The sequence below is a fragment of the Pseudohaliea sp. genome, from assembly GCF_040217025.1.
Lineage (GTDB): Bacteria > Pseudomonadota > Gammaproteobacteria > Pseudomonadales > Halieaceae > Pseudohaliea.
In genome coordinates this window covers 560,329-573,534 of sequence record NZ_JAVJOA010000008.1, presented here as the reverse complement: position 1 = coordinate 573,534, position 13,206 = coordinate 560,329, and the positions used below count along the sequence as shown (strand labels likewise).

General features: G+C 69.9%; 10 protein-coding genes. 6 read left to right on the top strand and 4 right to left on the bottom strand.

The annotated features are described in order from the left end of the window. The first annotated feature begins 178 nt into the window (after nt 1–178). The 5 genes from RKE50_RS06835 (at nt 179) to RKE50_RS06815 (ending at nt 6,947) form a co-directional block, all read left to right on the top strand. Nucleotides 179–1,189: a zinc-dependent alcohol dehydrogenase family protein gene (locus RKE50_RS06835; RefSeq protein ID WP_350035402.1), complete on the top strand. Its 1,011-nt coding sequence runs from the start codon at nt 179–181 to the stop codon at nt 1,187–1,189. 55 nt (nt 1,190–1,244) lie between these two features. Next, nucleotides 1,245–3,353 carry a putative bifunctional diguanylate cyclase/phosphodiesterase gene (locus tag RKE50_RS06830; protein WP_350035401.1) on the top strand — a complete coding sequence of 703 codons (2,109 nt, stop codon included), beginning with the start codon at nt 1,245–1,247 and terminating at the stop codon, nt 3,351–3,353. A 111-nt stretch (nt 3,354–3,464) separates the two neighbouring features. After that, complete coding sequence (locus tag RKE50_RS06825) at nt 3,465–4,229, top strand: SDR family NAD(P)-dependent oxidoreductase (RefSeq protein WP_350035400.1); 765 nt, start codon at nt 3,465–3,467, stop codon at nt 4,227–4,229. Nucleotides 4,230–4,293: 64 nt separating this feature from the next. Next, the gene (locus RKE50_RS06820) at nt 4,294–5,196 is read left to right on the top strand and encodes a pirin family protein (RefSeq protein WP_350035399.1); all 903 of its coding nucleotides are present in this window, start codon (nt 4,294–4,296) and stop codon (nt 5,194–5,196) included. Next, nucleotides 5,193–6,947, top strand: coding sequence for a sulfatase-like hydrolase/transferase (locus tag RKE50_RS06815; protein ID WP_350035398.1), 1,755 nt, complete (start codon nt 5,193–5,195; stop codon nt 6,945–6,947). Before RKE50_RS06820 ends, RKE50_RS06815 begins: the two co-directional genes overlap by 4 nt. Here RKE50_RS06815 and RKE50_RS06810 read toward each other — a convergent pair. Next, on the bottom strand, nt 6,939–8,030 hold the full coding sequence (locus RKE50_RS06810) for an MBL fold metallo-hydrolase (protein WP_350035397.1): 1,092 nt from the start codon (nt 8,028–8,030) through the stop codon (nt 6,939–6,941). The genes RKE50_RS06815 and RKE50_RS06810 overlap by 9 nt on opposite strands. A 3-nt stretch (nt 8,031–8,033) precedes the next feature. Continuing rightward, nucleotides 8,034–9,683, bottom strand: a complete 1,650-nt coding sequence (locus RKE50_RS06805; protein WP_350035395.1) for a sulfatase-like hydrolase/transferase — start codon at nt 9,681–9,683, stop codon at nt 8,034–8,036. A 122-nt stretch (nt 9,684–9,805) separates the two neighbouring features. On the opposite strand from RKE50_RS06805, the gene RKE50_RS06800 reads away from it, so the two are divergent. Further along, complete coding sequence (locus tag RKE50_RS06800; protein ID WP_350035394.1) at nt 9,806–11,341, top strand: 4-hydroxyphenylacetate 3-hydroxylase family protein; 1,536 nt, start codon at nt 9,806–9,808, stop codon at nt 11,339–11,341. Here RKE50_RS06800 and RKE50_RS06795 read toward each other — a convergent pair. After that, the gene (locus RKE50_RS06795; RefSeq protein WP_350035392.1) at nt 11,338–12,216 is read right to left on the bottom strand and encodes an alpha/beta fold hydrolase; all 879 of its coding nucleotides are present in this window, start codon (nt 12,214–12,216) and stop codon (nt 11,338–11,340) included. The two genes, RKE50_RS06800 and RKE50_RS06795, sit on opposite strands and share 4 nt — an antisense overlap. Further along, on the bottom strand, nt 12,213–13,088 hold the full coding sequence (locus RKE50_RS06790; RefSeq protein WP_350035390.1) for a TauD/TfdA dioxygenase family protein: 876 nt from the start codon (nt 13,086–13,088) through the stop codon (nt 12,213–12,215). The genes RKE50_RS06795 and RKE50_RS06790 overlap by 4 nt, the downstream gene beginning before the upstream one ends. Nucleotides 13,089–13,206: the final 118 nt, after the last annotated feature.

The window sequence follows — 13,206 nt, the reverse complement described above, 5'->3', positions numbered from 1 at the left end:
CGCATAATACATATTATGTTAAATAAAGGATCTGGCCACCGAGTCATCCACAGGCGGGTATGAAGGGACGGCTCCGCCCCGCTACTGGCGGCCGCCGGGACGCTCTGGCACTCTTGAGCGCTTCTTCCGCCACGCGCTCCGTGACGGGAAGACCCACCGGTAAACCAGAGGACACTCCATGCGCGCCTGGCAACTCCCCGCTTTCGGTATCGACCACCTCACGCTCAGCGGCCTGCCGACACCGGATCCCGGCCCCGGAGAGGTCCTGGTGCACTTTGCAGCGGCGAGCGTGAATCCCCGGGACAGCCAGATCATCGCGGGTCACTTCACGCCCAACGTGGACTTCCCGCTGGTGCCCCTCTCCGACGGTGCCGGCACGGTGGCGGCCGTCGGTAAAGGCGTCAGCCGTGTCGCCGTCGGCGACCTCGTCGCGCCGACGTTCTTTCCGAACTGGCTCGACGGCGAGGCACTCGGGGAGGAGCGCAAGATCTCCGGTGGACTCGAAGCGCCCGGTGTGCTGCGCGAATACGGGGTCTATCCCGAACACGCCCTGGTCAAGGCGCCGGCAGGGCTCTCGGCAGCCGAACTCGCCTGCTTTCCCTGCGCGGGCCTGACCGCCTGGACGGCGCTGGTGGAAAAATCCCGGGTCAGCCCCGGGAGCTGGGTGCTGGTCCAGGGCACCGGCGGCGTCGCGACTGCCGCCCTGCAGTTCGCCACGGCGCTCGGCGCCAACAGTATCGTGCTGTCCTCGAGTGACGAGCGCCTGGCGCGGGCCCGGGAACTGGGGGCCACGGAGACGATCAACTACCGGGAAACGCCCGACTGGGGCGAGCAGGCCTACGCCATGGCCGGCCATGGGGTCGACGCGGTCGTCGAGATCGGCGGCGCGGGCACCCTGCCCCAGTCCCTGGCGGCAATCCGCCACGGCGGGCACGTGAACGTGATCGGCTACATGGCTGGCGCCGCGCTCGATCTGACGGTGTTCCCGCTCATCATCCGCAATGCCAACATCCATGGCATCGGTACCGGGCACCGGGCTGCCTTCGAAGCCCTGCTGGCCTTCGTCGGTGAGAAGGGCCTGCGTCCGGTCATCGCCCGGCGCTATGCCTTCGACGAGGCGCCGTCTGCCCTGCGCGACCTCGATGCCGGTGGCTTCCAGGGCAAGCTGGTCATCGATCTGCCCGGCTAGCGTCGACGGGGCGACGCCAGCAGTCTAAGCTGGGGTAAAAACAGGGCAAAAACCCATGGCGCCAGGGAAAGATACCGGGCTCGACGCCGCCATGCTCGAGCGGCTGGAGAAGCTGGCGGTCAACATCCCCGGCGTGATCTACCAGTACCAGCAGTGGCCCGACGGGCGCACGGCCTTCCCCTACTCCAGCGGCGGCATGCTGGCGATCTACGGCGTCCGGCCGGAGCAGGTCGTCGAGGATGCCGGCATCGTGTTCGAGCGCATTCACCCGGACGACTTGGACCGCGTGGCGGCCTCCATCGACGCGTCTGCCGAGGCGCTGACACCCTGGGTGTGCACCTACCGGATCTGCGACCCGGGCAGCGGGGTCCGCTGGCTCGAGGGAGAGGCGACGCCGGAAGCGCAGCCGGACGGCAGCGTGCTCTGGCACGGCTATATCCGCGACGTGACGCTCCGGATCATGGAGCAGCGGCAGCGCGAGGAACTCGAGCGGGATCGCCGCCTGGCCGCCGCGGTCTTCGAGAACAGCACCGAAGCAATTGTTATCTGTGACGCGGACAACCGCATCGTCCAGGTAAACGAGGCCTTCGTGCAGATCACCGGTTACAGCCACGAGGAGGCCATCGGCCGGGATCCCGGGTTCCTTTCCTCCGGGCAGCAGGACAGTGAATTCTACGCTGCCATGTGGGCGGCGCTCGAGCGTGACGGCGCCTGGCGCGGCGAGGTCTGGAACCGGCGCAAAGACGGCGAGCCTTACGCCCAGCTGCTCGCGATCTCGGTGCTCTGCGACGAGGGCGGCACCGTTCGCAACTACCTCGCCGTGGCCACCGACATCACGCCTCTCAAGCGCTACGAGGACGAGCTGGAGCAGCGGGCCAACTACGATCCCCTCACCGGCGTGCCGAACCGGCGGCTGCTCACGGACCGGGTGCTACAGGGGCTTCGCCGCGCCCAGCGCGGCGGCAAGGCGCTCGCCCTCTGCTACCTCGATCTCGACAACTTCAAGCCGGTCAACGATCGCTACGGCCACAGCACCGGGGACGCGGTACTGAGCGAAGTGGCGCGGCGGCTGGTGCAGGAAATGCGCAGCGATGACACGGTCGCCCGCCTCGGCGGCGACGAGTTCGTGCTGCTGTTCAACGACATCGATCCCGCCCGCCGCGAGCTGGTGAACCTGCTCGACCGCGTTCTCGGCGCCGTGCGCGAGCCGCTGCTCCTCCAGGGAGTGGAACACCGGCTCACGGCCAGCATCGGTGTCGCCCTCTCGCCCCCGGACGCGGCGGAGCCTGACCTTCTCATCCGCCACGCGGACCAGGCGATGTACCGGGCCAAGGAACAGGGCCGCAACGGCCACGTGTTCTACGATGCCGAGGAAGATCGCAAGCAGGAGGCGGCCCAGCGCTGGCGGGCGCGGATCGCCCACGGCATCGAGGCGGGCGAGCTGTTCCTGGTCTACCAGCCGGTCATCGACCTCGTCACCGGCGAACCCATCAGCCTCGAAGCCCTGGTCCGCTGGCAGCATCCCGAGCGCGGCGAGCTGCTGCCCGATGCCTTTATTCCCGATGTTGAGGGCACGCAGCTGGAAGTCGCGCTGGGTGACCGGGTGATCGCGCTGGCCCTCACGCAGCTCGACCAGTGGCGGGCCATGGGTCTCGAGGTGCCGGTGAGCGTGAATGTCAGCGCCCAGCAGCTTCTGGAGGGATCGTTCTACGAGAAGCTGCAAGCGCAGCTCGCGGCCCACCCTGCCCTCGCTGCCGCAGACCTGTCGCTGGAGATTCTCGAGTCATCGGCGCTGGCCAACGTCGAGCGGGCCCGACGCGTGCTGGAGGACTGTGCGCGCGGGGGCTTCCGGGTCGCCCTCGACGATTTCGGGACCGGCTACTCCTCGCTCTCCTATTTCCGCTTCCTGCCGGTGGACACCGTGAAGATCGACCGAAGCTTCGTCTGCGACATGCTCCGCGACCCGGCGGACATGGATATCGTGCGCAGCGTCATCGGCCTCGCCCAGGCCTTCGATCGCCGGGTCATCGCCGAGGGCGTGGAGAACAACGCCCTCGCGACGCGGCTTCGCGAGCTCGGCTGCCGCTACGGCCAGGGCTACGGCATTTCCCGCCCCATGCCGGCGGCATCGGTGCCGGAGTGGGTCGAACGGCACGTCGGCTGAAGCGCTCGCAGCGCCGTTCGCGCCGGGGCCGGGACTCGATGCTGGGCTTTGCCGGGGCCTTTGGCGTATGCTCCCCGGGCCCCGATCAATAACTCAGCAAGGGAGTATGCAATGAGCGTTTATCGTTTCCCGCAGGGCGCGGCACTGGTCTTCGGCGGCTCTGGCGGCCTCGGCGGCGGCGTGGTCCGCCTGCTGGCACAGAGCGGGACTGACGTGGCCTTCACCTATCACAAGAACCGCGACGCCGCCGAGGAAAACCTCAAGGCGGTCGAGGACGCGGGCCAGCAGGGTCACATCGGCAGCGTGGATCTTCTCGATCTCCCCGCCGTCGAGGCCTTCGCCGGCGAGGTGAAAGCGAAGTTCGGCCGCATTCACTCGGTCGTTTTCGCCACCGGACCTTTCCTGCACATCCTGCCGATCATGGACGCGGAGCCGCAGGTCTTCTACGACACCCTCGACGCCGACGTAAAGGGCTTCTACCACGTGCTCAAGGCCGTGGTCCCGCACCTGCGCGAAGGTGGCGGCGGGTCCATCACCGCGCTGACCACTGCCGCGATCCCCCGCTACATCGCCACCGATGGCCTCTCCTCCATTCCCAAGGCGGGCGTGCAGCACCTGTGCACGGCGATTGCCCGGGAGGAAGGGCCGAACAACATCCGCGCGAACTGCGTTGCGGTGGGCCTCATTGCGATCGGTCTGTCCCAGGAGATCGATTCGCCCCCCGGCGGCATCCTCGACCAGTGGACAAAGCAGGTTGCCCTCGGCCGCCCGGGCGCGCCGGAGGAACTGTTCGATACGGTGGTGTTCCTCGCCTCCGAGAATGCCGGCTACATCAGCGGCCAGTCCGTGCCGGTCGACGGCGGCTACTCCGCCTGAACCCGACCCGCTGGTGCCGTCCGCGGACGGCACCGGCGGGCCCCGCAGCCAGGAGCGCCGGGCCATGAGCTACTTCCCAGCCGATACCGCCCCCTGCAGCCCCTGCGCGGGCGCCGTCGAGCAGCGGGTGACCCCGAGGACCACGGACCTGGGCGAGTTCGCCGTGCGCCGCGCCCTGCCGGCCAGCGAGCGCCGCAGTATCGGGCCCTTCGTGTTCTTCGACCACATGGGGCCCGCGGACTTCCCCCCGGGCAGCAGCATCAACGTCCGCCCTCACCCGCATATCGGTATCGCCACGATTACCTACCTCTTCGAGGGCGAGATCATGCACCGGGACAGCCTGGGCTACGCGCAGCCGATTCAGCCGGGAGCAGTGAACCTGATGGTGGCCGGCAGCGGCATCGTGCACTCGGAACGGCCGGGCGCCGATGTCGATGTCGCCTCGAGGCTCCACGGGATCCAGAGCTGGATCGCGCTGCCGGCGGAGCAGGAGGAACGCGCCCCGGCCTTTACCCACTACCCGGCGGACAGCCTGCCGGCCGTGGCCGGGGACGGGTCCCGGGTGCGGGTGATCATGGGCCGCTTCGGCGAGCTCGAATCGCCGGTCACGACGTTCTCGGAAACGCTGTACCTCGATGTGTCCCTCGAGGCGCGCGCCGTACTGCCGCTCACCGATGCGCCGGCAGAGCGCGCGCTTTACGTCGTTTCCGGCGCCGTGGAATGCGGCGGCGAAACGATCGGCGAGGGAACGCTGGCGGTGCTTACCCCGGGCCGGCCCGCGGGCCTGCGCGCGCTCGAGGACGCGCGGGTGATGGTTCTCGGCGGCGAAAGCCTGGGCAGACGCCACCTCTGGTGGAATTTCGTCGCCAGCGACCCGGCGCGCATCGAGGAGGCCAAGGCGCGCTGGGCGGCGGGCGGCTTCGACCGCATCGACGGCGACGACGAGTTCATTCCCCTGCCCCGATGAGCCTTCGCGCCCGACGCGGGTTCCCGCTACTCGCGCTGGCTCTGATCCTCCTCGCGGGCCCGGTTCCGTGCTTCGCTGCCGATGCCGGCCCGGCACCCAATCTCGTCCTGGTAGTGGTCGACGACGCCGGTCTCATGGACTTCAGCGCCTACGGTGGCGAGATCGCCACGCCGACCATCGATGCCCTCGCCCGCCGCGGCACGCGCTTCACCCACTACCGCACCTCGCCGCTCTGCGCACCCTCCCGCGCCATGCTGCTCACGGGGCTGGACAGCCACCGCACGGGAATCGCCACTATTCCGGAGATCCTGCCGCCGGAACAGGCCGACGCGCCGGGCTACGGCATGCGCCTCGCCGACGGCGTCACGACCGTGGCCGCGCAGCTGCGCGATGCCGGCTATCGCACGCTGATGACGGGCAAGTGGCACCTGGGCCACGGCGAGGGGGATCTGCCGGTCGACCACGGCTTCGATCGCTCCTTCGCACTCGACGCCTCCGGGGCCGACAACTGGTCGCAGGCACCCTACATGCCCTACTACGACCGTGCGCCCTGGTTCGAGGACGGTGAGCCGGCGACCCTGCCGGAGGACTTCTACTCCTCGCGCTTCATCGTTGACCGGATGGTCGAGTACCTCGATGAGACGCCGCAGGAAAAGCCCTTCTTTGCCTACCTCGCGTTCCTCGCGATCCACATTCCCGTGCAGGCACCGGCCGCCTTCATCGACCCCTACCGCTCGCGCTACGCGGACGGCTGGGCGGCGCTGCGCGAAGAACGCGCGCAGCGGGCCCGGGCGAGCGGCCTGTTTCCGCCCCCGGCCCCGCTGGCGCCCCTGCCCCCCGCGGCCCCGCCCTGGGATGCCCTGGCCCCCGAAGAACAGGCGCTCTGGGCCGCGCGCATGGCAGCGAACGCCGGCATGATGACGGCCATGGACCACGAGCTCGGCCGTTTCCTTGCGGCCCTGACGAGCCGCGGGCTTGCCGACAACACGGTCTTCGTCATCGTCTCGGACAACGGCCCGGCGCCGAGCCGCGCGGACGACGACTGGCGTATGCGGCTGTGGCTGGCAGCGCGGGGCTACCGGCTCGACACCGGCAACATCGGCGGGCCGGGCAGCTATGCGTTCATCGGTCCGGGCTGGGCCTCGGCCGCGGCCTCGCCCCTGGACCGCTACAAGTTCACCGCCGCGGAAGGCGGTGTCCGCGTGCCGCTCATCATCGCCGGCGCCGGCGGCCCGCAGCTGTCCGACGCGTTCACCGTGGCGCCGGATATCGCCCCGACCCTGCTCGAGCTGGCCGGGCGCGGTGACCTGCAGGACGGGCTCGACGGGCGCAGCCTCGTGCCGCTGCTGCGCGGTGAAGCGACAAGCGTCTATGGTTCCGACGAGGCCGTGGGCCTCGAGGTGGCAGGTAATGCCGCGCTCTACCGCGGGCAGTACAAGCTGGTGCGCAACCTGCCGCCCTGGGGCGAGGGACACTGGCGGCTCTTCGACCTGGAAGCCGATCCGGGCGAGACCCGGGACCTCGCGGCGGCGCGCCCGGCACTGCGCGACGAGCTGGCGGCGGCCTACGATCGCTACGCGGCGCGGGTCGGCGTTCAGCCCATGCCCGGGGGCTACCGCTCCACGGAGCAGCTCGAGCGCAATGCCACCGCGCGCCTGGGGGCGGTTTACGGGCCGAAACTCGCCGTGGGCGTCGGGCTCTTCTTCATGGCGGCCCTTGTCGTCTTCGTGTTGCGGCGCCGCTCACAGTAGTTCGTCGAACTCGATCGCAGCGCTGCCGGCCGGCAGGGTGACCCGCAAACCGTCCACGCCGACCCGCAGCGGCCCGTCGAAATGGTGAGGCGCATCACCGAGGAAGGCGCTTTTCAGGTAGGCCCCGGGCAACGGCGGCACCAGGTGATACAGCACGAGCGCCTGCACACCGGCGGCCGCGGCGGCGCGGGCGGCATCCACCGGCGAGGCATGGTAGTCGAGAATGTCCTCCATGATCCGGGCCGTGTTGGCAGCCCCTTCCTGGCTCAACGCATCGCGCAGCGCTCTCACCATCGCGGGAGACAGTGCCTCGTGCAGGAGCAGGTCCGCGCCGCGGGCGGCCTCGACCAGGTTGTCGCTGTAGACCGTATCGCCACTGATAACCGCCGCTCGGTCGCGCCAGGTCACGCGGTAGCCGTAGGCGGGGGCTACCGGCGCGTGGTCGACGAGGAAAACGCTCACCGTGAGCTCGTCCCGCTCGTACACGGGCACGGCGCCGGCATCGCCCGGCGGCGGCGGAATGACCCGGGCCTCGGCACCGTAGCCGGCGGGGTCCGCAATGACTTCGCCGTGGTGGGCGATTCGATAGCCGCGGTCGTGGGCGTAGGCGCGGTTTAGCCCTGCCACGACGTCCTCGACCCCCGGCGGGCCGGCGACGGGGAGTGGCGCCGCCCTGCCCTCGCCGCCGACCCAGTCGACCAGCACGAGTTCGCCGAGGCTGTCGATGTGGTCCGAGTGCAGGTGGGTGAGGAACACCTGTTCCAGTCCGCCCGTCGGGAAGCCCATGGCCGCCAGCTTGCGCGGCCCGCCGGAGCCCGCATCGATGACCAGCCGGTGTGGTCCCGCGAGGATGCCGACGCAGGGTCCCGCCCGGGCCGCGTCGGGCATCGGTGAGCCGCTGCCGCAGAGGTAGACACGGAGGCTGTCCACCGGCGCGGCATCCGCCGCCGCGGCGGCAATGCGGGCGGCGGCCGCGCGTTCGAACAGTTCCTCGCCGATCGGTCGGCGCAGCACGCCGGCCAGGACGACCGTGACCAGGAGCAGGAAGCAGGCTGCGAGCAGGAGTCGACGTTGTAAGCGCATAAGTCAGTTCGGCCAGTAGATGATCGTGTCCGCCGGCGTTACCGGGTCCGCCAGGGTCTTGTCGACCGCCACCGGGGCTTCGATGGTGTGCGGGTAGAGGGGCGCGCGGCGGTCCGCGAGGTGCGCATCGAGCAGCGCCTCCAGCTCCCTCACCACCGGCGCGTTTGCGGCGGCGACGTCGACCTGCTCCGTGGGGTCAGCGGCGAGATCGTAGAGGCGCCGGAACGGCGGTGCCTCGCTGCGCTGCAGCTTCCAGTCGCCGCGGCGCACGGCCGCATAGCCGGCACTGTGCCAGAACAGCGCCTCGTGTACCGGTTCGCGGCTTGCCCCTGTCGCCAGCGGCAGCAGGTTTCCGCCGTCGATCGGGCGGTCTGCCGGCAGGCTTGCACCGGCCGCGGCGGCCAGGGTCGGCATGACGTCGATGTGCGCGACGGGCGCGTCCACCCTCGTGCCCGCCGGGATCGTGCCGGGCCAGCGCAGGAACAGCGGCACGCGCAGCCCGCCCTCGTAGAGCGTCAGCTTCCAGCCGCGGTACGGCGCGTTGATGCCGGCGAGCCCGACGTAGCCAGCACCGCCGTTGTCGCTGGAGAGAAGGACCAGCGTGTCCTCGGCCAGCCCTTCTTCTTCCAGGGTGGCGAGAATGCGCGCGACGCTGCGATCGAGGGCGCGGACCATGGCCGCATACACCCGCAGGCGATGGGGCACGATCTCACCGACCGCCTCGTAGTCGGCCCGGGTCGCCTGCAGGGGCGTGTGCACACCCCAGTGCGCCAGGTAGAGGAAAAACGGCTGGTCCCGGTGCCCGCGGATGACGCTGAGCGCCTCGTTGGTCCAGTAATCGGTAAGGTAGCCGCCGGGCTCGAACCACTTGCCATTGTTGAAGCTTGCCGCGAAGCGCATCCGCGCCCAGAGGAAGCGGTCGATGGGATCGAACGGCAGGTAGGCATTGACCACGTCGCCGTGATCCTCGGGCAGGAACAGGCCGCTCGCCATGAGCAGGCTGTCATCGAAGCCCTGGTCCGTGGGCCGGGAGCCCTCGCCGCGGCCGAGGTGCCACTTGCCGATGTGCGCCGTGTAATACCCGCGGTTCTTCAGGACCTCGGCCAGGGTGACCTCGGAAGCCGGCAGCCCCATGGCCTCGTAAGGCGGCTGGCGCGCGGCGGCCTCCGCGTCGTAGCGCACCGGCGGCATTCCGCTGTCGGCGCTGTTGGCGATGAGGCTCACCGCCCTTCCCATCCCGTCCGGCGTTGGCGTGAACTCGAAGCCGGTTCGCGTGGGGTAGCGGCCCGTCAGGAGCATTGCGCGGGAGGGTGCGCAGCTGGCCGTGCCGGCATAGGCCTGGCTGAACAGTGCCCCCTCGGCCGCGAGCCGGTCGATGGCCGGTGTGCGAACCCGCCCGTCGGCAACCCCGCCGCCGAAGGTGGACAGGTCATTGATGCCGAGATCATCGAGGAGGATGAAGACGATGTTCGGCCGGCCGTCGCGCGCCTGCACCGTGCCCGCCTGCCAGTTCACCGGCTGCGGCGGACCCACGACCTCGCGGGCGGCGCGGAACTCGACGAGCGCGAGCAGGAGGTCCGTTCGGAAGGTCCACACAAGAATCGCCCCGAGGGCGAGCCCCGCCAGCGTGGCGGCCAGTGTTGTTCTTTTCATCAGGCGGTCCGGCGCGGTCGGTGCGGCAAGCGTCGCACAGGGGTACCCGGCGGACAAGGGCGGCAGCAGAGCGGACAAAACCGGCTACACTCGACAGGACGCGTCGAGACAGGGAGACCGCCATGAATGCCATCCTGCCCCCGGACCGCGAGGAGAGTGCTGCCGAGCGCTGGGCCCGCTTCCAGCCCATCGACGGCGGCGACGCCTACGTCGAGAGCCTTCGCGGCCGCGACGTGACGGTCTATCTCTTCGGTGAGCGCGTGGCGGAGCCGGTGGACCACCCGGTGATCCGCCCGTCGATCAACGCGCTCGCCGCCACCTACGACCTCGCCCGGGACGAACCGGCGCTGGCAACGGTGCACTCCCCGCTCATCGACGCGCCGGTGAACCGCTTCCTGCACATCCCCACCTGCCCCGAGGACTTGGTACTGAAGAACCGCATGCAGCGGCGCCTCGGTCAGATCACGGGCACCTGCTTCCAGCGCTGCGCGGGTCTCGACACCATCAGCGTCCTGCACTCGATCACCTACGACATCGACCGGGCCCATGGCACCGCCTACCACGAACGCTACCTCGCCTTCCTCCGCGAAGCCCAGCGCCACAACGTCATCATCGGTGCCGGCATGACCGATCCCAAGGGCGACCGCTCCCGCCGGCCCCACGAGCAGGATGATCCGGACCTGTTCCTGCACGTCACCCGGCGCACGGCCCACGGCCTGTACGTCACCGGTGCCAAGGCCCACATGACCGGCGGACTCAACTCGCACTGGATCTGCGTCATGCCGACCATGAACCTGGCCGAGGCAGACCGGGACTACGCCGTGGTCGGCCTCGTTCCGGGCGATGCGCCCGGTCTCACCTACATCTACGGGCGCCAGTCCTGCGACACGCGCGCCCTGGAAGAGGGCGAAATCGACCAGGGCAACGCGCGCTACGGGGGCCAGGAAACGCTCGTGGTCTTCGACGAAGTGTTCATTCCCTGGGAGCACGTGCTCATGGACGGCGAGTACGAGTTCGCGCAGACCATGGTCTCGCGGTTCACGGCGTATCACCGCGCCAGCTACGTCTGCAAGACGGGGCTGGGCGACGTCATGGTCGGCGCGGCCGCGGCGATTGCCGAGTACAACGGCGCGGACAAGGCCAGCCATATCCGCGACAAGCTGGTGGAAATGACTCACCTCAACGAGACCATCTTCTCCTCCGGCATCGCCTCGTCCCACGAGGCGAAACCGCTGGCCTCCGGGGCCTGGATCAACGACGAGATGCTGTCCAACGTGTGCAAGCACAACGTCACCCGCTTTCCCTACGAGATCGCGCGCTTCGCCCAGGACCTCGCGGGCGGCCTGATGGTCACCCTCCCCTCCGAGGCCGATTTCAACCACGAGGAGGCCGGTCCCCTGCTCGCCAAGTACCTGCGCGGCCGCAGCGATATCCCCGTCGAAACGCGCACGCGCATGCTGCGGCTGATCGAGAACATGACCCTGGGGCGCAACGCGGTGGGCTACCTCACCGAGTCGCTGCACGGCGCGGGCTCGCCGCAGGCGCAGCGCATCCAGATCCTGCGCGGGATGGACCTGCCGCGAAAGAAGGCCTACGCCGAACGCCTGGCGGGGATCGAGGTCATCGCCACGGACGCGGACCCGCCGCCCGCCGGCTAGTCCGCCGGGTCGAGGAAGTCGCGAAGGATGCCATCCATGCGCTGCGGGGCGGCATGGAAGAGTCCGTGGCCGTAGCCCGGTAGCTCGACCCACCGGGCATCCGGGCGCAGCGCGCGGGCGCGGCCGGTCGCCGTCCAAAGGTCATCCCGCGGTCGCACCAGCAGCAACGGCGCCGTGACGCGCTCCAGGGCGGCCGCCGTGTCATAGGCAAGCACCGCGGTCGCGCCCCGTTCGCGGGCCCCGGGCCGCAGCTTCTCGGCAAAGGTCGCCAGCACGGACTCGCGGTCCTGGCCCGGCCCGCGCCAGCGCCAGGAGCGCTGCCACTCCTGCTTCGCCCATTCGCCCGCCTCGTCGAAGGGAATGGCCGGCAGCGCCGCCCCAGCCGCACGCTCTTCCGCGGTGAGCACCGGCACCGCGACCAGCGCCAGGCGCCCGGCCTGCGCCGGGTAGCGCTGCGCCAGCTCGAGGGCGATCGCGGCGCCGGTGTGGTAGCCCACCAGGTCGACCCCGCTGTCGAGGCCGAGAGCGCTCATCGCCGACGCGAGGCGCTCCGCATAGGCACCGATCGTTTGCGGGTCGGGCACCGGGTCCGACATCCCGTAGCCCGGCGTGTCGAAGGCGACCGCGACCCGGTCGCGTCCCAGCAGTGGCAGCAGGGCGCTGAAGACCTGGCCCGAGTTCGGCGACAGGTGGAACAGCGCGACCGGTGCCCTTGCTCGCGCCGTCGCCGCGGGCGCCGTATAGCGATAGTGCACCTGCCCGGACTGAGCGTCCGCGTAGCCCCTGCGCACGGCGCCCCCGGTGTCAGGCAGCGCGGCCGCGGTGCCGCCCGCGACCACGAGCAGCGCGGCGGCAAGAGCACGCGCGCGAGTCATCGGGACGCGCCGATGGTGGTACGGTGAAGCAGCCGGTCGTGGCCCTCGTAGCCGCCGGTGGCCCGGTGGAGCACGGAGCGGTTGTCCCACATGAGCAGCGTGCCCGGCTGCCATTCGTGCCGGTACTGCACGGCCTCGCGGGTCTGCCAGTCGAGCATTTCCAGCAACAGTTCCAGAGCCTCGTCCTCGGCCATGCCCTCGAAGCCGATGACGTAGCCCAGGCAGCCGTAGAGGAGTTCCACCCCCGTTTCCGGATGTTCGCGCACGAGGGGATGGACCCGAGTGGCGAGGGCCTCGGCGGAGGGGCGGATGGCCATGCTGCGGTCGCCGGCCTGGTCGGCCTCGCCGTAGACCCCTTCCGGGGCGTAGCCGCCGCGCGCCGAGTGGATTGCCCGCAGCGGCCTGAGCCGTTCCCGGAGCGCGTCCGGCAGGCTCGCCCAGGCGGCCCGCTGGTCTGCGAACAGTGTATCGCCCCCGCTTGGCGGGATGGTGATGCCGAGGAGGCAGGTGCCCGCGGGGGGCGTGGCCTGGAAGCTCCAGTCCGTGTGCCAGTTCTCCGCAAAGAGCGGCGCCTGCTCGTCCGCGCGCCGGCTGACGGCGATGATATGCTCGCGCCCCGGGATCGGCTCGATGAAGGGATCGTCGCCGAAGGGGCCGAAGTAACGGGTGAAACGCTCGAGGTCATCGTCACCCATGGCCTGGTCCGGGAAGGCGAGCACACCGTGCTCGAGCCAGGCAGCGCGCAGGGCGGCCACGGTCGCCGCGTCGAGCGGTTGCGCCAGGTCGAGACCGCGGACGGTGGCGCCGCAGGCCTGGCCTGAGGGAGTGAGGTCGAAGGGCATGGTCATCGCTTCCTGTTCCTTGCTGTTCACCGCCGGCAACCGTATCGCGGCGGCGCTACGGACGCTATAATCGCCGACTCTCCTTTCTTCAACATTGCTCGAGGAAAAATCCCTAACGTTATGTTTTTTCGAGTTTTATCCAAAAAAA

Coding starts and splice junctions, on each gene's coding strand:
- RKE50_RS06835 (WP_350035402.1), top strand. CDS start 179: ATGCGCGCCTGGCAACTCCCCGCTTTCGGTATCGACCACCTCACGCTC.
- RKE50_RS06830 (WP_350035401.1), top strand. CDS start 1,245: ATGGCGCCAGGGAAAGATACCGGGCTCGACGCCGCCATGCTCGAGCGG.
- RKE50_RS06825 (WP_350035400.1), top strand. CDS start 3,465: ATGAGCGTTTATCGTTTCCCGCAGGGCGCGGCACTGGTCTTCGGCGGC.
- RKE50_RS06820 (WP_350035399.1), top strand. CDS start 4,294: ATGAGCTACTTCCCAGCCGATACCGCCCCCTGCAGCCCCTGCGCGGGC.
- RKE50_RS06815 (WP_350035398.1), top strand. CDS start 5,193: ATGAGCCTTCGCGCCCGACGCGGGTTCCCGCTACTCGCGCTGGCTCTG.
- RKE50_RS06810 (WP_350035397.1), bottom strand. CDS start 8,030: ATGCGCTTACAACGTCGACTCCTGCTCGCAGCCTGCTTCCTGCTCCTG.
- RKE50_RS06805 (WP_350035395.1), bottom strand. CDS start 9,683: ATGAAAAGAACAACACTGGCCGCCACGCTGGCGGGGCTCGCCCTCGGG.
- RKE50_RS06800 (WP_350035394.1), top strand. CDS start 9,806: ATGAATGCCATCCTGCCCCCGGACCGCGAGGAGAGTGCTGCCGAGCGC.
- RKE50_RS06795 (WP_350035392.1), bottom strand. CDS start 12,216: ATGACTCGCGCGCGTGCTCTTGCCGCCGCGCTGCTCGTGGTCGCGGGC.